Raw genomic sequence first — 18,233 nt, 5'->3', positions numbered from 1 at the left:
CAGCGTGCACGAGCCTCGGTCGCCCGATGACCGCGTCGGGACAGCGACCGACCGGCGCTCCCGGGGCGGACCACGGCCGCACCGACCCGGCCTGGTCGATGTCGTTGATCAACAACCTGATGCAGGCGCCGCTGGACCCGGGCTACCGCGCGGCCGCCGACCGTCGGCGGGCCGAGGGCAAGCCCGCGGCCGTGGGTCTGCGCTCGCCGCTGCTGATCGTGACCCTCGTGGTGATCGGCCTCTGCCTGGCGGTCGCCGCCCATGCCCTCCGGGTCCCGCAGGCCGCCTCGGACAAACGCCGCACCGAACTCATCGACGGCATCAAGGCGCGGCAGAGCACCATCGACGCCGACAGCCGCACGATCAACTCCACCCGCAAGCAGATCAACGCACTGCAGGCGAAGGCGTTGCAACACCAGAACGACACCTCGCTGGCCGATCGGCTGCGGACCCTGGAGGTGACCACGGGAGCGGGCGCGGCACGGGGACCGGGCCTGGTCCTCACCGTGGACGACGCGCCGGGCTCCGGCACCGACGCCGAGGGGAACCCGCGCACGGACACCTCGAACACGGGACGGCTGACCTCGACGGACCTGCAGATCATCGTCAACGGACTGTGGGCGGCGGGGGCCGAGGCCGTGTCGATCAACGGGCAGCGGATCGCCAGCCAGACCGCGATCCGCTTCGCCGGCGAGGCGATCCTGGTCAACTTCCGTGCCCTCAGCCCGCCCTACGCGATCTCGGTGATCGGCGGCCCGAAGCTGGCCGACCGGTTCCGGGGCGACGCCGGCGGTGCGTACCTGCGGGCGCTGGTCAGCGGCTACGACATCCGCGAGAACCTCGCGTCGAAGACGTCCGTCGCGGTGCCCGCCGCGGCCACGGCACCGCTCGTGCACGCCTCCGCCGTCACCTCCCCGCCCTCGTCATCGTCCACCACCCAAGGAGGGTCATGATCCCGGCCATCGGACTGGTCGTCGGCCTCGTCGTCGGCATCGTGCTGCACCCCGACGTGCCGCTGTCGCTGCAGCCCTACCTGCCCATCGCGGTGATCGCGGCACTCGACGCCGTCTTCGGTGCCGTGCGCGCCGTACTGGACGGCATCTTCGACGACAAGGTGTTCGTGGTGTCGTTCCTGTCCAACGTGGTCGTCGCCGCGCTGATCGTCTATCTCGGCGATCAGCTCGGTGTCGGTTCGCAGCTGTCGACCGGGGTCGTCGTCGTGCTCGGCGTCCGGATCTTCAGCAACGTCGCCGCCATCCGCCGCCACCTCTTCCACGCGTAGATGTCGCAGGAGCAAGCGCCCGAGGCGCAGGAGTCGGTGCGGACGGGGTGGCAGCGCCTGTGGCGTGCCGGTCGGCCGCGGCTGACCCGCGCCAACGTCTACATCACGGTGCTGGCGGTACTGCTCGGCTTCGCGATGTTCGCCCAGGTGCACGAAACGCGGTCCTCGGGTCTGGAGAACCTGCGCCAGGAGGACCTGGTCGCACTGCTGGACAGCGTCAACCAGCAGTCGCTGAAGCTGAGCAAGGAGGCCGGCAACCTCACCGACACCAAGAAGAAGCTGCAGGACGACAACGGCGACCAGGCCGCGCTGAAGGCGGCGACCGCCCGGCTGCAGACGCTGGGGATCCTCGCGGGCACCCTGCCGGCGACCGGGCCCGGCATACGGATCACCGTCAAGGACCCCAAGGACGTCGTCAAACCCAGCGACGTCCTCAACGCCGTGGAGGAACTGCGGGACGCCGGTGCCGAAGCGATGCAGATCAACGACGTGCGCATCGTCGCCTCGACCTACTTCGCCGAGTCGACCGACGGCCGGCTGGTGGCCGACGGTACGGCGCTGCAGGCGCCGTACACGATCGTCGCGATCGGCGATCCGCACACGATGGCGACCGCGATGGAGATTCCGGGAGGGGTCGTCGACGCGTTGAAGCAACTCGGGGCCACCCCGTCGGTCGCCTCCGCCAAGCACGTTGACGTGACCGCGTTGCGGGCGGTGAGCACGCCTCGTTACGCTCAGGCAGACAACCCGTGACCCGATGCCCGTCATCAGGCCCCACCCAATCCGTTTAGCGTTCAAGGAGACTCATGAGCGACCTCGAATACCCAGCCGACGTGCGCTACACAGCGGACCACGAGTGGGTGAAGGACCAGGGCGACGGCGTCGTCCGCATCGGCATCTCGGCGTTCGCGCAGGACGCGTTGGGCGACGTGGTCTACGTCAGCCTGCCCGCCGTCGGCGACACGGTCGCCGCCGGTGACGCGTGCGGTGAGGTCGAGTCGACGAAGTCGGTCAGCGATCTCTACGCGCCACTGGCCGGGGAAGTGACCGCGATCAACGAGCAGCTCGACGCCACGCCCGAGCTCGTCAACAACGACCCCTACGGCGAGGGCTGGATGTACGAGCTGAAGCTCGCCGACGCGTCCGCGCTGGACGGGCTGCAGGATGTGGATACGTACAAGGCATCGCTCGGCTGAGCGTACGATCAGCATTTCCGACACATCCCGCCCACGACCCCCGAGGTTGATTCGATGACCAACGACGACAGCGACATCGCACCGGGCGATGCGGAGCGTGGCGAGCAGGCCACCGCGCCGCAGGCCGGCGGGGACGCCACTGCCCGATTCACCGCCGTCCCGGCGGGGGAGAGTGTGGTCGAGCGGCCCAGCAGTTCCGAGGTGCGGCTGTCGGCGTCGGACCAGGCGACCGTCGACGCCCTGCGCCCGGGCACCGCACTGTTGCTCTCGCTGCGGGGACCGAACGCGGGCGCCCGATTCCTGCTCGACGACGCGGAGGTCAGCGTCGGGCGGCACACCAGCAGCGACATCTTCCTCGACGATGTGACGGTGTCGCGGCGTCATGCGGTGTTCCGTCGCACCGACACCGGCTACGCCGTCACCGACATCGGCTCGCTCAACGGCACCTACGTCAACGGCGCGTTGGTCGACTCGCACGACCTGCAGACCGGTGACGAGGTCATGGTCGGCAAGTTCCGTCTCGTCTTCTTCGGCGCACCGACGTCGTGACCGCGGGGGCGTCCGGCCTGTCGATCGGCGCCGTCCTGACCCGGCTGCAGGAGGAGTTCCCGGACCTGACCTTGTCGAAGGTGCGGTTCCTCGACGCGCAGGGTCTGGTCTCTCCGGAGCGCACGCCCTCCGGTTACCGCCGGTATGCCGAGCGGGACGTCGAGCGGCTGCGCTTCGTCCTGCAGTGTCAGCGCGACAAGTACTGGCCGCTGAAGGTGATCGCGGAGGCCCTCGACGCCTTCGACCGCGGGCTGCGCCCGGCCGAGGAGCAGGACATCCCGCAACCGCCGGCCCGCACCTCGGACCCGGCACTGGGAGCTGCCGCCGGACAGGCCCCGCGGGAGGAACGCGACGTCCGGCTCACCCGGGCCGAGCTGCAACGGGCGACCGGTCTCGACCTGCGCGCACTGGTCGACCTGGAGTCGTTCGGTCTGATCAGGACCGACGACGACAAGCTCTACAACGGACTCGACCTGCAGGTCGCCCACGCCGCCGCGACCCTGCTCTCCTACGGCATCGAAGCGCGCCACCTGCGCCCCTTCCGGCTGGCCGCCGAACGTGAGGTGTCGCTGATCCGCGGCCTGACCGGGACGTCGCACGACGCCGACGTGGAGGAACTGCTGCGGCAGTGCCTCGAGCTGCACCTCGCGCTGGTGCGAGCAGACCTCACCCGGGAGTAGCGTGGGACCTGTGAAACAGGTCGATGTGATGGGTGTGCGGGTCGAGATGCCGACCAACAAGCCGATCCTGCTGTTGCGTGAGCGTGACGGAGAGCGTTACGTGCCGATCTGGATCGGCGCCCCCGAGGCAACTGCGATCGCCTACGCGCAGCAGGGTGTGACCCCGCCGCGACCGCTGACCCACGACCTGCTGCTGGACGTGCTGACCGGGCTGGGCCATGAGCTGTCCAGCGTGCTCATCACCCGCATGGAGGACGGCATCTTCTACGCGGAGCTGGTCATCGACGGCGGCACCCGGATCAGTTCCCGGTCCTCGGACGCCGTGGCGGTGGCGCTGCGCGCCCAGGTTCCGGTCTTCGTCGACGAGGCGGTCCTGGACGAGGCGGGTGTCGACGTACCGGTCGAGGAGGAGGACGAGGTCGAGAAATTCCGCGAGTTCCTCGACAACGTCTCGGCCGATGACTTTGAGTCTCACGATGAAGGTCCGGACGAGCCATGACAACAACCTTCACCTTCAAGTTTAAGGTTAGATCAGATTCCGCGAGCGCGACACGCGCGGCGGTCGTTGCTTCCGCGGGGTCCTGGCCATACCTTTGCGGAGCATCACGCGCGAGTTCGGGCATGATGTTCCGGACCGTTGGGGCAGTCGATGGAGGATGTCGTGGTCAGCAAGGGTGAAGCACGCGAGGTGCAGTCGAAGGCGCCCGCGCCCATGCAGGAAGCGCTGTTCCCGCAGGAACTGCCGGAGGAGATGACCGAGCAGGTCGGTTACCGCGGTCCCGCGGTGTGCCGCGCCGCCGGGGTGACCTACCGCCAGCTGGATTACTGGGCGCGCACGGGTCTGCTCGAGCCGTCGGTGCGCAACCCCAGCGGGTCCGGCCACCAGCGCCTCTACAGCTTCCGTGACATCCTGGTGATCAAGGTCATCAAGCGGCTGCTGGACACCGGTGTCTCGTTGCAGCAGATCCGGGTCGCGGTGACGGTGCTGCGCGAGCACGGCGTCGAGGAGCTGGCGGGCATCACCCTGATGTCCGACGGCGCGAGTGTCTACGAGTGCACCTCCGACGACCAGGTCATCGATCTGCTGCGCGGCGGGCAGGGTGTCTTCGGCATCGCGCTCGGCTCGGTCTGGCGCGAGGTGGAGGGTTCGCTGTCGGAGCTGCCGGGTGAGCGCCCGGACGCCGAGGTGCCGGCCGACCACCCGGGCGACGAGCTTCGGGAGCGCCGCGCGCGGCGCCGCACCGCCGGCTGAGCACATTGCCGGCTCATGGAGCCACTGTGCCGGTTCTGCTAAATTAGAAGCGCTTACGACACCGGGCGGGAGAGTCCTGCCAGCACGGTCGGGACGCCGAAGGGGCAACCTCCCCAGAACCTCTCAGGCGCCAGGACCGCCCGGCTGAGGCAGCTCTGAAGACACCGTTCGGTGGCGACAGTTGGGGAGACGTCATCAAGCCCACGAATGTCTCCCGAAGGTGTCGCCCATGACTGCTGTCGATCTGCCCGACTTCGTTTCCCGCCACATCGGCCCCACCGATGACGATGTGGCGACCATGTTGCAGGTGCTCGGTTACGCCAGCACCGACGAACTCCTCGCCAAGGCGGTGCCCGGTGGGATCCGCGCCGCGGAGGCGCTCGACGTCGAGGCCGCGGCCTCCGAGCCCGCGGTGATCGAGGAACTCCGCGCGAAGGCGGACCGCAACACCGTGCTGACCTCGATGATCGGCCTCGGCTACTACGGCACCCACACGCCGCCGGTGGTGCGCCGCAACATCCTGGAGAACCCCGCCTGGTACACGGCATACACGCCGTACCAACCGGAGATCTCGCAGGGCCGGCTGGAAGCCCTGCTCAACTTCCAGACCGTCGTCTCCGACCTGACCGGCCTGCCCACCGCGGGTGCGTCCCTGCTCGACGAGGCGACCGCGGTCGCCGAGGCCATGACCCTGATGCGGCGTGGCGCGAAGGCGCCCAAGGATGCGGTGCTGCTGCTCGACGCGCAGCTGATGCCGCAGTCGATCGCGGTGGTGCAGACCCGCGCGGCCGCCCTCGACATCGACCTCGTCGTCACGGACCTGCGCGACGTGACCGACGCCGCCGGGCTGCGTGCCGCGGCGGGGGAGCGTGACGTCTTCGGCGTCGTCGTCCAGTACCCCGGTGCCGACGGGGTGATCGTCGACTGGCGCGCGCTGGTGGCTGCGGCCCACGAGGTCAAGGCGCTGGTCACCGTCGCCGCCGACCTGCTGGCGCTCACCCTGCTGACCTCGCCGGGCGAGCTGGGCGCCGACATCGCGGTCGGCACCAGCCAGCGGTTCGGCGTGCCGATGGGCTTCGGCGGGCCGCACGCCGGTTACATGAGCGTGCACAAGGGCCTGGAGCGCAACCTGCCGGGCCGGCTCGTCGGCGTCAGCGTGGACGCGGACGGGGCTCCGGCATACCGGCTCGCCCTGCAGACCCGCGAACAGCACATCCGCCGGGAGAAGGCGACCTCCAACATCTGTACCGCCCAGGTGCTGCTGGCGGTGATGGCGTCGATGTATGCCGTCTGGCACGGCCCCGAGGGGCTGCGGCGGATCGCGCTGGAGGTGCACGGCAAGGCCGTCGGTCTGGCCGAGGCACTCACCGCGGGCGGCGTGCAACTGGTCAGCGACACCTACTTCGACACGCTGACCGCGGTGGTCCCCGGACGCGCCGACTCGGTGGTCGAGGCCGCGCTGCAACGCGGCATCAACGTCTGGCGGGTCGACAACGACCACGTCTCGTTCAGCGTCGACGAGACGACCACCGACGAGCAACTGGCCGCCGTCGCCGGCGCCTTCGGCGTCAACGCGCCGGTGCCGTCCGACGGTGAACTCGGCTGGGACGGCGCCCTCGTCCGCACCGACGAGGTCCTGACCCACCCGGTGTTCAGCGCCCACCACAGCGAGACCGCGATGTTGCGCTACCTGCGCACGCTCGCCGACCGCGACTACGCCCTCGACCGCGGGATGATCCCGCTCGGCTCCTGCACGATGAAACTCAACGCGACCACCGAGTTGGAGTCGATCACCTGGCCGGAGTTCGCGAACCTGCACCCGTTCGCGCCGTCCGATCAGACCGTCGGCATCCGGGAGCTGATCACCGACCTGGAGCAGTGGCTGTGTGAGATCACCGGCTACGACTCGGTGTCGCTGCAGCCGAACGCCGGCTCCCAGGGCGAGTTCGCCGGACTGCTCGCGATCCGCGGCTACCACGAGGCCCGGGGCGAGTCGGCACGCAACGTCTGCCTGATCCCGGCGTCGGCGCACGGCACCAACGCGGCGTCCGCGGTGATGGCCGGCATGAAGGTCGTCGTGGTCAAGACGGCGCCGACCGGTGAGATCGACATGGAGGACCTGAAGAGCAAGCTCAAGGAGCACGGCGAGGACCTGGCCGCCATCATGGTGACCTACCCGTCGACGCACGGGGTCTTCGAGGACACCATCTCCGAGCTGTGCTCCCTGGTGCACGAGGCCGGCGGCCAGGTGTATGTCGACGGCGCCAACCTCAACGCGCTGATCGGCCTGGCGCGTCCGGGCAAGTTCGGCGGCGACGTGTCGCACCTCAACCTGCACAAGACGTTCTGCATCCCGCACGGCGGCGGTGGCCCTGGCGTCGGCCCGATCGGGGTGCGCGAGCATCTGGCGCCCTACCTGCCCTCCCACCCGTTCGCGGAGGAGCTGACGGGGGAGACCGGCCCGGTGTCGGCGGCGCCCTACGGTTCGGCCTCGATCCTGCCGATCTCCTGGGCGTACGTGCGGCTGATGGGTGGCGCCGGGCTGGCCAAGGCCACCGAGGCCGCGATCCTGTCGGCCAACTACATCGCCAAGCGACTGGGCGAGCACTACCCGGTGCTCTACTCCGGCGAGGGCGGCCTGGTGGCCCACGAGTGCATCCTCGACCTGCGCGCGCTGACCAAGGAGTCCGGAGTGACGGTCGACGACGTCGCCAAGCGGCTGATCGACTACGGCTTCCACGCGCCGACGATGTCCTTCCCGGTCGCCGGCACGCTCATGGTCGAGCCGACCGAGAGCGAGTCGCTGGAGGAGCTGGACCGCTTCAGTGACGCGATGATCGCCATCCGCGCCGAGATCCAGGACGTGCTCGACGGCAAGGTCGACGCGGCGGACTCCGCGCTGCGCAACGCGCCGCACACCGCCGAGTCGCTGACAGCCGACGACTGGGAGCACCCGTACTCGCGCCGGGACGCGGTCTACCCGGACGGTGTCGACCCGCTGCACAAGTACTGGTCGCCGGTCCGCCGGGTCGACGGTGCGTACGGCGACCGCAACCTGGTGTGCTCGTGCCCGCCGCCGGAGGCGTTCGAGGACTGAGCCGTCGCCCGGCGGATCGAGTAGGCGAGGAACGCGGATCGAGTAGGGCGAGCAACCAGCACCACCTCGCGGATCGAGTAGGGCGAGGGACGAGCCCGTATCGAGATCCCTGCGGACCCACTCCTGCGGGATGCCAGAATCGTCGGGTGCGAAGCCGTTTGCGACGAGAACTCGAGGGGTCCGACGACGGAACGTTCTCCCTGGCGTGGCTGGACCTGTTCGACGAGCGTGCCCAACCGTTCGTCACGACCGTGTTGCTCGCGCTGGCGTTCCTGATCCTCCACCCGCTCGCGGGGCACCTCTGGCTCAGCTATGTCCTGCTCGCGGTCTGTGGTCTCCTCGCCTACGCACGGCTGGTGCCCGCGAGGATCCTCGGTCTGCTGCCCCACTTCGCGATCAGCCTCGCGTTCGCGGTCTGCGGTGGGCTGGTCTTCGGCGCGCACGGCTGGGCGATCTCGATGGCGATCCTCGCCTGCGGGCATGTTGGCGTGGTGTGGCCGCCGCGCGTCGCACTCGGCCTGACCTGTGTGACGGTGGCGGTCTCCCTGGTGAGCAACTTCCTCGGGGCCGACGAGCCCTGGCCGTGGTGGGGCGTGCTGCTCATCGGACTGTCGGTGCTCCCGGGCATCGCGACGCAGAACCGGCGCCGGAGTCTGGCGCTGAGCCGGCAACTGGTCGAACAGACGCGCCGTACCGCTGAATCCGATGCCAGGGCAAGCGCATTGGCCGAGCGCGGACGCATCGCCCGGGAGATCCACGACGTGCTGGCGCACTCGCTGTCCGGCGTGAGCCTCCAACTGGAGCTGGCCGGTGCGCAGTTGGAGGCCGGGCAGTGGGAGCAGGGCCGGGCAACGGTGCAGACCGCGCGCGGCCTCGTGGTGGAGGGCCTGGGCGAGGCCCGGCGCGCGGTGCGGGCGCTGCGGGAAGGCACCATCGACCTGCCCACCACGCTGCAGCGGATGGTGCAGCAGGGTGAGGAACTCGACCTCGGGGGAGAGCTCGGGTCTGCGGGGTCCACGACCGCACAGGAGGTGGTGCGCATCGTGCAGGAGGCGCTGACGAACGCGCGCCGGCACGCGCACGGAGCCGGCGTTCGTGTGCGGGTCGCCGGTGAAGGGGAGCACGTGGTGCTGGACGTGGTCAATGGTCCCGGCGAGGAGATCTCGGCGGGTGCGGGCAGCGGAATGGGCCTGGTCGGCATCCGCGAGCGGGTCGAACTGCTCGGCGGGAGCTGCTCCATCGGCCCGGTGAACGACGGGGAGTATGCCGGGGGCTGGTCGGTCGCGGCCAGGTTGCCGATGCACCAAGGGAGTCCGGATGTCACCTGATACCAAGCCGATTCGAGTGGTCGTCGTCGATGACCAGACCGTGATCCGGGAGTCGGTGGCCGCGATGCTGGACCTGTACGACGACCTCGAGGTCGTGGGCACGGCGGCCGACGGTGCGCAGGCGGTGTCGACCGCGATCGCGCAGCGCGCGGAGGTCGTCCTGATGGACCTGAACATGCCGGTCATGGACGGCGCCGACGCGACCAGTGCGCTCAGCGAGCGTGCGCCGGAGGTCAACGTGCTGATCCTGACGACATACGGCGACGACGCGTCGATCATGCGCGCGCTGGACGCCGGTGCGCGTGGGTACCTGACCAAGGACGCGGGGCGGGCCGAGATAGCGGCCGCGATCCGCACGGTTGCCGGCGGTCAGGCGGTGCTCGATCCGAAGGTGCAGGAGCAGCTGGTGCGGGCCGCGATGCAACGGTCCGCCGCTCCGGCACCGGCAGCACCGGCCGCTGCGCCCGCGGGCCTGACCCCGCGGGAGTCCGAGGTGCTCACCCTCATCGCATCGGGGCTGACCAACCGGGAGATCGCGCGCCGGCTGGTGGTGAGCGAAGGCACCGTCAAGACGCACATCAACAACCTCTTCGCGAAGGCGGGAGTCCGGGACCGGGCCGCGGCCGTGACCTTCGCCTTCCAGCACGGCCTCGGCCCCACCGACGGTTCGTGACCGTCGGCGGGGCCGGGGGAGTCGCTACTGTCCTCACTTCCTCGGGGGTATGGCGTCAGGCCGCGACGGGCCGCTCGACCCGCACCGTGCGCTGCGGCACCTGGGGCAGCTGACCGGCGCGGACCGCGTTGGCCGCGATGCGGGACACCACCATGGCGAGCGCCCAGATCACGAAGAACGGCGCGATCGCGGCCTCGTGCAGCTGGTGGTGCATCATGAACGACCCGAGGTGGGCCCGGAAGGTCAGGTTGTGCTCGGCCTCCCAGACGAACGCCAGCCGGGCAGCGACCACGACGAGCCAGGTGGCCGCGAAGCCGACGCCGGACACCGTCATCACCTTGCCGGTGACGGCGTCGCGCTCGATGCGGGTGAAGACCGTGGCGACCGCGCCGCAGAGCAGCCCGATGCCCAGGCCCGCGGCATACAACCACAGTTCGGAGCGGTCGGTCGGCATGCCGCGCAGGTAGAAGAACCCGACGCCGACGATCATCAGCAGCGGCCGCAGCACCGAATGCAGCGAGAACGCGCGGCGCCCCCACTGGGTGGCGAGCACCAGGACCGCGATCCCGCCGCTGATGAGAAGTGCCTGCTGGAAGTCCGACATGATGGGTGCCTTTCCGGAATGTCTTGAGTGGTGCTCGGTGATGACTCAAGCTTCGGGATTCGGCGGCGGATGCGGATCCCCCCGTGGGCAGATCTGCGGGTGGAGACCGGGTGGAGACCGGTCTCCACCCGCCGCGCCGATCGTGGACTACAGTGCGCTGTCGGACCGAGTTCGACCGTTCCGTGCGTACGGCGACGTGCGGGGGTCTAGCCTCCGGTTGGCGGGACACAGGGTGGGCATCAGGAGGGAACATGAAGGGTCGGTTATGGCGGAGCCGGGTGCTGACGGCGGCGTGTGCGGTCGCGTTGGCGCTCGTCGGGTCGGCTGCGGCCGGCAATACCGCGGAGGCGGCGACGGCGACGGGCACGACGGTGCTGAAGGCGTGCCATCACGTCACACACCTGGAACGCGACCCCACACACAGCCTGTTCGACGCCGGCGACTTCACCCTGCAGCTGAACGGGGACCTGCTGGGCATCGACCAGGCCACCACCGTGCCGGGCTCGAAGGGTAGCTACAGCGTGCAGCTGTGGACCTGGGTCCGGACCGACCCGCACGGCGTTCACAAGAACTATCGTGACGCGACCGTGCTGTCGCTGTCGTGCACCGGTGACATCACGCTGCGGCACTCGACGGGCGCGCTGCTCTGGCACAGCAAAACGTCCGGGCTCGGCGGAAAGCGACTGGCGTTGTTGCCGTCCGGCATCCTCGCGCTCTACGACGCGAGCGGCCACATCGTCTGGCGCAGCGGCACCACCGCCCGCCTGATGGCCACCGACCACAGACTGTGGCCGGGGCAGTCCTTGAGCGCTTCGACCGCGGACAACACCTCGGTCAACCGAAAGCTGCTGATGCAGCCGAACGGCAACCTCGTGTACCTCTGGGGGTCGAAGGTGTTGTGGCAGAGCCACACTCACGTCTCCGGGTCCCACTTCACGTTCACCAAGAACGCTCAACTGGGCGTCGTGTCGCCGTCGGGGCATGTGCTGTGGCGCAGCACGTCCAGGATCGGGCCGCGCGGTTCGTTGCTGGACGTGGAGAACATGCGCATCACCGAGTACTACCCCAAACAGGCGCTGGTGTGGCAGCTGTCCGGCGTTCCGTGGATCGTCTTCTGAGGGCCTGCGGACGGCTGGTGCTCAGTCCGGGTCGGACCAGCCGGTGAGTCGCCAGCCGTCGCCGCGCAGCTCGGTCTCGGCATACGCGCAGTTGGCGAATTGCCTTGGCCGCACGCCTGATTCGAACATCAACAGGTTGTGTACGGCGAGCGTGAGGATGCCGCCGTGCGACACGACGAGGATCGTTTCGCCGGGGTGCGCATCGGCGATGTCGTCGAGCACGCGTCCTGCCCGGGCGACGACCTCGGCGCCTGTCTCGCCACCGTCGACCCGCACGTCCAGGTCACCGTCGAGCCACCGGCCGAACGTCTCGGCGAACGGGTCGGTGTCGCGTTCGACACCCGCGAACGATCCGGTGCTGAACTCCTCCAGCCCCACCCGGGTGCTCACGTCCACGCCCAGCTTCGCGGCCGCGATCTCGGCGGTCTGCACGGCGCGGGCCAGGGTGCTGCAGTAGACGTGTGCGACCCGCGCGCCGTGCAGCCGGTCGGCGAGTGCCGCGGCCTGGCCCCGGCCTGCCCGGGTGAGCGAGCCGCCCTCACCGGACCAGGTGGTCGCTTCGTATGCCGCCTCGCCGTGCCGCGCGAGCAGCACCGTGGCGGGGCAGTGCAGCATCGTCATGCCGAGGGTGCGGAGGCAACCGGTGCCCCCGCGCGAACGGCACTGAGGAAGCTGGCGATCCGGCCGATCGCCTCCGTCAGCACCTCGATGTCGGGCAGCGTGACGAGGCGGAAGTGGTCCGGCTCGAACCAGTTGAAGCCGGTGCCGTGGGTGACCAGGATCTTCTCGGCGCGCAGCAACTCGATGACGAACTGCTGATCGTCGTCGATGGGGTAGACGTCCGGGTCGAGCCGGGGGAAGCAGTAGAGCGCTCCGCGCGGCTTGACGCAGCTCACCCCGGGTATCTCGTTGAGCAGCCGCCACGCGGTCATCGACTGCTCGTAGAACCGGCCACCGGGGCCGATGAGTTCGTTGATCGACTGATAGCCGCCCAGGGCGGTCTGGATCGCGTGCTGCCCGGGCACATTGGCGCACATGCGCATATTGGCCAGCAGGGTGAGGCCCTCCAGGTAGTCGGCGGCCAGATGCCGCGGACCCGAGATCATCAACCAGCCGGCACGGAAGCCGCAGGCGCGGTAGGCCTTCGACAGGCCGCTGAAGGTCAGGCAGAGCACGTCGTCGCCGGCGAAGGTCGCCGCGTGGTGGTGCACGGCGTCCTCGAAGAGGATCTTCTCGTAGATCTCGTCGACCATCAGCACCAGGTCGTGCCGTCGGGCGATGTCGACCAGGCCACGGACCGTCTCCTCGGAGTAGACCGCGCCGGTCGGGTTGTTCGGGTTGATGATGACCAGGGCATGGGTGTGGTCGGTGATCTTCGACTCGATGTCGGCGAGGTCGGGGTTCCAGCCGTTGCTCTCGTCGCAGCGGTAGTGCACCGGGGTGCCACCGGCCAGTGACACGGCGCCGGTCCACAGCGGGTAGTCCGGTGCGGGGATGAGGATCTCGTTGCCGTCGTCGACGAAGGCCTGCAGCACCATGCTGATCAGCTCGGAGACCCCGTTGCCGATGAACACGTCCTCGACGCCGGTGTCGGTGAGCCCGTGGGACTGGTAGTAGTGCGCCACGGCCGTGCGGGCGGAGTAGATCCCGCGGCTGTCGCTGTAGCCCTGGGACTGCGGCAGGTTGTGGATCATGTCGCGCAGCACGGCGTCGGGGGCCTCGAAGCCGAACGGCGCGGTGTTGCCGATGTTGAGTTTCAGGATCCGGTGCCCCTGGGCCTCCAGCTTCTCCGCTTCGACGAGGATCGGTCCCCGAACGTCATACCGGACGTGCTGGAGCTTCTTGGACTGCTTGATAGGCCGCACGTGCACAGTTTCCCATGCGGCAGCGGGCGATGCCGAGACGTCCGCGGCGTGGCGACGCACAGCGGGGCAGGTCAAGCCGCGCCCGCGGCGACCACCTGCAGCGTCGACCCCCGGACCGTCTTGTGCACGCGGATCTGTGCCGGGATGCGCGCACGCAACTCGGGCACGTGACTGACGATGCCGATGCTGCGGCCGCCGGCCCGCAGCGCGTCGAGCACGTCTAGCACCTGGTCGAGGCTGTCCTCGTCGAGGGATCCGAAGCCCTCGTCGACCAGCAGCGTCTCCAGACTTCGGCCGCCGGCGGCCTGCAGGACCGCGTCGCCGAGCCCGAGGGCGAGAGCCAGCGAGGCGATGAAGGACTCGCCGCCGGAGAGGGTCGAGGTCTCCCGCGCCGTCCCGGTCCACGCATCGCGCACCCGCAGGCCGAGACCGCTCTTGGTGCCGCGGCCGGCTTTCTCGTCGGTGTGCTCCAACTGGTAGCGGCCGCCGCTCATCACCTGCAACCGCTCGTTGGCGAGGGCGGTGACGGTCTCCAGCCGGGCGGCCAGCACGTATGCCGTGAGACGCATCCGCATGACGTTGTCCCCGGAGCCGGTCACCGCGGCCGACAGCGATGTCGCCACGGCCAGTTGCCGATGCAGCGGCGCGCTGTGTTCGTCGTGCGCCTGCAGGTCGTCGGCGATGCGCTCGATGCTCTGCAACGCGCGGCGCACGTCACCCACGGCCTCCTGGGTGTGCCGTGCCGACCGCTCGGCCACCGACAGCTCCGCGGTGACACCGGCGACGTCGGCGGGACCGCCGGCGAGTGCGGCCGCCACCTCGGGCTGCTCCAGCACGCCGGTCGCCTTGGCGTGCTCGGTCCGCGCATCGTCGACCACGGAACGGAGCCGCCGCTGGTCCGCCTCGGGGAGCACGGACGCCGTGGCGGCCGCGAGGTCCTCGAACCGGTGCTCACGGAGCGCCTCGTCGACGTCGTCGAGTGCGCTGGCGGCTTCCGTGGCGGCGACGCGTTCGGCCTGGGCGGCGGTCGTCAGCGCAGTCAGCTGCTGGACGCAGCGGAGGTGAGCCGCAGCAGGGTCGGTCTCGCCCGAGCACCCGCACACCGTGTCGTGCTCGTGGATCAGCTCGTCGAGTCGCTCGCGGGCCGCGGCGAGCCGGTTTTCCAGCGCCGCGACGCGGCCCTGCGCGCTCCGTGCGGTCTCGGCTGCTGCTGCGGCTGTCTGCTCGGCGGTGAGTTCGTCGGCGCGCAGCTGCTCGAGCCGGTCCTCGAGCGCTCGAACCTCGTCGGCGGCGCCGGCAGCCGACGCGGCACCCTCGGCGACCGTGTCACGCACGGCGCCGAGCGTCGCACGCAGCGTCTGCAGCAGGAGCAGGTCGTCCCCGCCGACTGCTCGCGACTCGGTCGCGAGGGTGTCTCCCAGCCCGATGACGCCCGGGCGTGCCGCGGTGGCGATCGAGCGCAGCTCGGCGAGTGCGGCGTCGAGGCCGGCGTCGGCCGACGGCGGGTGCTCGACGTCCGGATCGGGCGGATCGAGGGCGTCCCGGAGCAGTCCGCAGCTGCGCTCGGCCCGTCCGCCGGCCGCGGACCACCGGGATGCGGTGCGTTCGGACCGTGACAGCGCGGCGGCCGCGACCTCCTCGGCGGCGGCCACCTGTTCGGCGTCGACGTGGTCCGGGTCGGTCGGTGCCGGGTGCGGATGATCGACGGACCCGCACACCGGACAGGGGGCACCGTGCCGCAGGTCGGCCGCCAGCTCCGCGGCGATGCCCGTCAGACGTGCCTGGCGCAACCGGATCACCCCCTGCTCCGCGGCCGCCCACTCCTGCTGCGCGACCCGGCGCTCGTCCTCGCACTGCAACGCGTGCTCGAGATCGGTGACCGCCGCACCGGCCGCCCGACCGGCGGCGTCGACCCACGTCAGCAACGCCCGCCACTGCCGATCGGTGGCCGCACGCGGGCGGCGGTCGTCGAGGCGTGTGGTGAGGGCGGTGACCTGTGCGGCGACATCGGCGACGGCGGCCGCGCATCGGACCGCGCTGTCGTGTGCGCGCTCGTGCTCCCGCTCCGCTGACCGCAACTCCGCTTCCGTCGCCTCGGACTGCCGCACCAACTCCGGCTGCCCGGCCAGTGCCGTGCTGCCGGCGAGCGCCCGCTCGTGCAGCGGCTGCAGCGCGCTCTCGGAGATCGCACCCGAACCGTGCGCCTCGGGAACCGGCCAGCGGCTCGACGCGGCCAAGGCGCCGCGTGCGTCACGAGTCGCGGCTGCTGCAGACCGGAGCGCCACCCGCCGGCGTTGCACGGCAGCAATGGCCGCACGACAACCGTCGGCTCTGCGTGCGCGCTCCAGTTGCTGCTCGGCGGCGGTGACCGTGGCTGCCTGCGCGGCGAGTCTGTCGAGGACCTGCTGGGCGCCGTGCGCCTGGCCCTGGAGACCCGCGAGCGTGCGTTCGTCGGCCAGCCGCGCACGCAGCCGCTCGGCCGTGGCGGTCGCACCGTCCGCCTCGGCCAGCGCCTCCGTGAGTCGCTCCGAGAGGTGCTCGCACAGCGCGTGCAGCGCGGCTACGCCACCGGCGTCGTCGAGATCGGGCCACGGGGTGCTCTGGTGCGCATCGTCGGTGGGTATGGCGCTCAGCGCCTCCCGCGCCCGCGCGACCAGCGCGGCGCGCCGGGCGTCGGCGCGAGTGGTCTCGGTCTCGAGGGTCCTGCGGTGGTCGACCAGCCACTGCTCGACGGCTGCGAAGTCGCTGATGTCGAACAGCCGCTCCAGCAACTTGCCCCGGTCGTCGGGTTTGGCGCGCAGGAACGCGGTGAACTCGCCCTGGGGGAGCAGCATGACCTGGGCGAACTGCGCCAGGCCCATGCCGAGCAATTCGCCGATCACCTGGCCGACCTCGTCGGCACGGGTGCTGACCGTCGCCCACCGACCGGACCGCAGCTCTTCCAGGTGCACGGCACCACGCTGGGACCGGGTACCGGTGCCGCGCTTCTTCGCGACCTGGTGCTCCGGCGAGCGTTGCACCCGCAACCGCCGGCCGCCGACGGTGAACTCCAACTCGACCTCGGGTCGGGTGGTCGGTGCCGCGTGGTCGCTGTGCAAGCTGTTGCGTCCCTGCATGCGGCTGCCGGGGACTCCGGAGAAGAGAGCGAAGCAGATCGCGTCGAGGATGCTGGACTTGCCCGCGCCGGTCGGGCCGTGGATGAGGTGCAGTCCGTCGGCGGCCAGGTCGTCGAAGTCGATCTCCTCGCAGCCGGCGAACGGCCCGAACGCCTGCAACCGCAGGCGATGCAGTTTCATGCCACACCGTCGACGGCGCGGGTGCGGGCGGGGCCCTCGTGTGCGTCACCGGCGACCCGGGTCGCCTCGACGGCGGTGCGCAGCAGCCGGCGCTCGTCGTCGGTCGGCCCGGCGCCGTCGCGCGTGTGCGCCAGGAAGTCGCAGCACAGGTCGAGGGTGCCCCGGCCGGCGACACGGGCGGTGTACCGGGCGCCCTGCAGCCGCGGCACCGGCTGGTCGAAGAGCAGTTGCGCGGTGTGCGGGAACCGTCGGCGCAACTGCTCCATGGCCCCCAACGGCCGCGTGGCATCGGTGAGCGTCACCTGGCACCAGGAGTCCTCGGCGTGCGCCAGACCGGGGTCGGACAGCAGCTCCGCGAGCGTGCCACGCAGGATCGCCAGAGGCCGGTCCACCGGCGCATCGACGAGCTGCGTCGTGACCTCGCCGTCGCTGATGTCGACCAGCACGGAACTCTTGCGCTGCGTCGCTTCCGAGAACGACATGGCCACCGGTGAGCCGCTGTAACGGCCGACCTCGCCGACCTGCTGGGCGCCGTGCAGGTGGCCGAGCGCGGCATACGCCAGGCCCGAGAAGGTCGCTGCGGGAACCGCGCTGGCACCGCCGACACTGATGTCCCGCTCGGACTCGCACGACGTGGCGCCCACGACGAACGCGTGCGCCATGACGACGCCCGGAACGTTCCTGCCGATCAGGTCCGCGTGCACCCGCCGCATCGCGGCCCGCAGGACACCGGCGTGGGTCGGCTCGGTGGCGTCCAGTGCCGGCGCCGTCAGGGCCGGCTCCAGGTAGGGCAGCGGGTAGATCGCGACGTCGCCGAGCAGCACCGGCCGTCCGACGGACCCGACCCGGGTGCGGATGTGCACGCCACCGTGTTCGAGCACGCGCGAGCCGAAGCCGAGCCGGATCGCCGAGTCGTGGTTGCCCGACGAGAGCACGACCGCGGCGCCCGCGTCACGCAGCCGGGCCAGGTTCTCGTCCAGCAACTCGATGCTGTCCGGCGCGGGCAGCGCCCGGTCGTAGACGTCGCCCGCGACGAGCACGGCGTCGACCCGCTCCGCGCGCACGGTCTGGACCAGATGGTCCAGGTAGCGGGCCTGCGCAGTCAGCAACGAGGCGCCGTGGAAGCGGCGACCCAGGTGCCAGTCGGAGGTGTGCAGGAAGCGCATGGAAGGCACATTAGAAGCCGGTGCCGACAGCCGCGTGGAGCCGGCCCGGCGTGTGGCATCTCGTCCGGATGCTGGCGCCGCGGAAGAAGCTCTTGGCGTTTTGCCGCCGACGGCTTCCAGAATGTGC

At 70.4% G+C, this 18,233-nt stretch carries 17 protein-coding genes and 1 riboswitch; of the genes, 12 read left to right on the top strand and 5 right to left on the bottom strand.

The genetic code is table 11. The annotated features are described in order from the left end of the window. Positions 1 to 26 precede the first annotated feature (26 nt). The 11 genes from FHU39_RS08570 to FHU39_RS08520 all read left to right on the top strand — a co-directional run bounded on the left by FHU39_RS08570 (position 27) and on the right by FHU39_RS08520 (position 10,057). Positions 27 to 953 (top strand): DUF881 domain-containing protein, encoded by a 927-nt coding sequence (locus FHU39_RS08570; RefSeq protein WP_183319964.1) that lies wholly within the window; start codon positions 27 to 29, stop codon positions 951 to 953. Continuing rightward, the gene (locus FHU39_RS08565) at positions 950 to 1,282 is read left to right on the top strand and encodes a small basic family protein (RefSeq protein ID WP_171157714.1); all 333 of its coding nucleotides are present in this window, start codon (positions 950 to 952) and stop codon (positions 1,280 to 1,282) included. The genes FHU39_RS08570 and FHU39_RS08565 overlap by 4 nt, the downstream gene beginning before the upstream one ends. Beyond that, positions 1,283 to 2,035: a DUF881 domain-containing protein gene (locus tag FHU39_RS08560; RefSeq protein WP_183319963.1), complete on the top strand. Its 753-nt coding sequence runs from the start codon at positions 1,283 to 1,285 to the stop codon at positions 2,033 to 2,035. A 53-nt stretch (positions 2,036 to 2,088) separates the two neighbouring features. After that, positions 2,089 to 2,478 (top strand): glycine cleavage system protein GcvH, encoded by a 390-nt coding sequence (gene gcvH, locus FHU39_RS08555; protein WP_183319962.1) that lies wholly within the window; start codon positions 2,089 to 2,091, stop codon positions 2,476 to 2,478. Between the two features lie 54 nt (positions 2,479 to 2,532). Further along, the gene (locus FHU39_RS24675; protein ID WP_183319961.1) at positions 2,533 to 3,027 is read left to right on the top strand and encodes an FHA domain-containing protein; all 495 of its coding nucleotides are present in this window, start codon (positions 2,533 to 2,535) and stop codon (positions 3,025 to 3,027) included. After that, positions 3,024 to 3,707 carry a transcriptional regulator FtsR gene (gene ftsR, locus FHU39_RS08545; RefSeq protein ID WP_183319960.1) on the top strand — a complete coding sequence of 228 codons (684 nt, stop codon included), beginning with the start codon at positions 3,024 to 3,026 and terminating at the stop codon, positions 3,705 to 3,707. The genes FHU39_RS24675 and ftsR overlap by 4 nt, the downstream gene beginning before the upstream one ends. A 10-nt stretch (positions 3,708 to 3,717) precedes the next feature. Continuing rightward, positions 3,718 to 4,206 (top strand): bifunctional nuclease domain-containing protein, encoded by a 489-nt coding sequence (locus tag FHU39_RS08540; RefSeq protein WP_183319959.1) that lies wholly within the window; start codon positions 3,718 to 3,720, stop codon positions 4,204 to 4,206. 213 nt (positions 4,207 to 4,419) lie between these two features. Next, on the top strand, positions 4,420 to 4,959 hold the full coding sequence (locus tag FHU39_RS08535; RefSeq protein ID WP_246336459.1) for a MerR family transcriptional regulator: 540 nt from the start codon (positions 4,420 to 4,422) through the stop codon (positions 4,957 to 4,959). A 56-nt stretch (positions 4,960 to 5,015) separates the two neighbouring features. After that, a riboswitch (glycine riboswitch) is annotated at positions 5,016 to 5,108 on the top strand. Positions 5,109 to 5,188: 80 nt separating this feature from the next. Continuing rightward, the gene (gcvP, locus tag FHU39_RS08530; protein ID WP_183319957.1) at positions 5,189 to 8,056 is read left to right on the top strand and encodes an aminomethyl-transferring glycine dehydrogenase; all 2,868 of its coding nucleotides are present in this window, start codon (positions 5,189 to 5,191) and stop codon (positions 8,054 to 8,056) included. A gap of 146 nt (positions 8,057 to 8,202) precedes the next feature. Next, positions 8,203 to 9,384 carry a histidine kinase gene (locus FHU39_RS08525; protein ID WP_183319956.1) on the top strand — a complete coding sequence of 394 codons (1,182 nt, stop codon included), beginning with the start codon at positions 8,203 to 8,205 and terminating at the stop codon, positions 9,382 to 9,384. Continuing rightward, positions 9,374 to 10,057, top strand: a complete 684-nt coding sequence (locus FHU39_RS08520; protein ID WP_183319955.1) for a response regulator — start codon at positions 9,374 to 9,376, stop codon at positions 10,055 to 10,057. Before FHU39_RS08525 ends, FHU39_RS08520 begins: the two co-directional genes overlap by 11 nt. A gap of 55 nt (positions 10,058 to 10,112) precedes the next feature. Here the strand turns inward: FHU39_RS08520 and FHU39_RS08515 are convergent, their stop codons facing one another. Then, positions 10,113 to 10,661: a hypothetical protein gene (locus tag FHU39_RS08515; protein ID WP_183319954.1), complete on the bottom strand. Its 549-nt coding sequence runs from the start codon at positions 10,659 to 10,661 to the stop codon at positions 10,113 to 10,115. A gap of 251 nt (positions 10,662 to 10,912) precedes the next feature. Here FHU39_RS08515 and FHU39_RS08510 point away from each other — a divergent pair, with 251 nt between their 5' ends. Next, on the top strand, positions 10,913 to 11,779 hold the full coding sequence (locus tag FHU39_RS08510; protein ID WP_183319953.1) for a hypothetical protein: 867 nt from the start codon (positions 10,913 to 10,915) through the stop codon (positions 11,777 to 11,779). Positions 11,780 to 11,800: 21 nt separating this feature from the next. Here FHU39_RS08510 and FHU39_RS08505 read toward each other — a convergent pair whose 3' ends face one another. The 4 genes from FHU39_RS08505 to FHU39_RS08490 form a co-directional block, all read right to left on the bottom strand. Beyond that, a complete protein-coding gene (locus tag FHU39_RS08505; protein ID WP_183319952.1) occupies positions 11,801 to 12,400 on the bottom strand; it encodes a histidine phosphatase family protein in 600 nt (199 codons plus the stop codon). Beyond that, entirely contained in the window at positions 12,397 to 13,644 is a 1,248-nt protein-coding gene (locus tag FHU39_RS08500; RefSeq protein WP_183319951.1) for an aminotransferase class I/II-fold pyridoxal phosphate-dependent enzyme, read from the bottom strand. Before FHU39_RS08500 ends, FHU39_RS08505 begins: the two co-directional genes overlap by 4 nt. A gap of 71 nt (positions 13,645 to 13,715) precedes the next feature. Next, a complete protein-coding gene (locus FHU39_RS08495; protein WP_183319950.1) occupies positions 13,716 to 16,940 on the bottom strand; it encodes an AAA family ATPase in 3,225 nt (1,074 codons plus the stop codon). After that, positions 16,937 to 18,106, bottom strand: coding sequence for an exonuclease SbcCD subunit D (locus FHU39_RS08490; protein WP_183319949.1), 1,170 nt, complete (start codon positions 18,104 to 18,106; stop codon positions 16,937 to 16,939). The genes FHU39_RS08495 and FHU39_RS08490 overlap by 4 nt, the downstream gene beginning before the upstream one ends. Positions 18,107 to 18,233: the final 127 nt, after the last annotated feature.

Source organism: Flexivirga oryzae, assembly GCF_014190805.1.
Classification (GTDB): Bacteria; Actinomycetota; Actinomycetes; order Actinomycetales; family Dermatophilaceae; genus Flexivirga; species Flexivirga oryzae.
The sequence above is the reverse complement of the archived record's forward strand: the minus strand, read 5'-3'. Positions and strand labels throughout refer to the sequence as shown.